The organism is Actinoplanes awajinensis subsp. mycoplanecinus (assembly GCF_001509495.1).
Taxonomy (GTDB): domain Bacteria; phylum Actinomycetota; class Actinomycetes; order Mycobacteriales; family Micromonosporaceae; genus Actinoplanes; species Actinoplanes palleronii.
The window spans coordinates 1-228 of record NZ_LLZH01000255.1 but is presented as its reverse complement, the minus strand read 5'-3'; the positions used below and the strand labels follow the sequence as shown (position 1 = coordinate 228).

At 64.0% G+C, this 228-nt stretch carries 1 protein-coding gene; it reads right to left on the bottom strand.

Annotated features, from left to right (window positions below):
• Positions 1-195, bottom strand: a 195-nt coding sequence (locus tag ADL15_RS24930; RefSeq protein ID WP_232344321.1) for a zinc ribbon domain-containing protein, incomplete at its 3' end; no start/stop codon positions are given.
• Positions 196-228: the final 33 nt, after the last annotated feature.

Here is a 228-nt window from a genome sequence, read left to right as displayed (position 1 = left end):
GGCGTATTCGCGCTCGGACAGGGCCAGCTTGGCTTTCACCGTGCCGCAGCCTGAGCAGGTCTTACTGGAGGGATACCAGCGGTCAGCTATAAGAAGCCGAACACCGTTGCATGCGGTTTTGTACGCCAACTGGCGGCGGATCTCGGCGAACCCGGCGTCGGCGATGTGCCGGGCCAGCCTGCGGTTGGCGAGCATGCCGGTCACGTTGAGGTCTTCGACCACGACCGT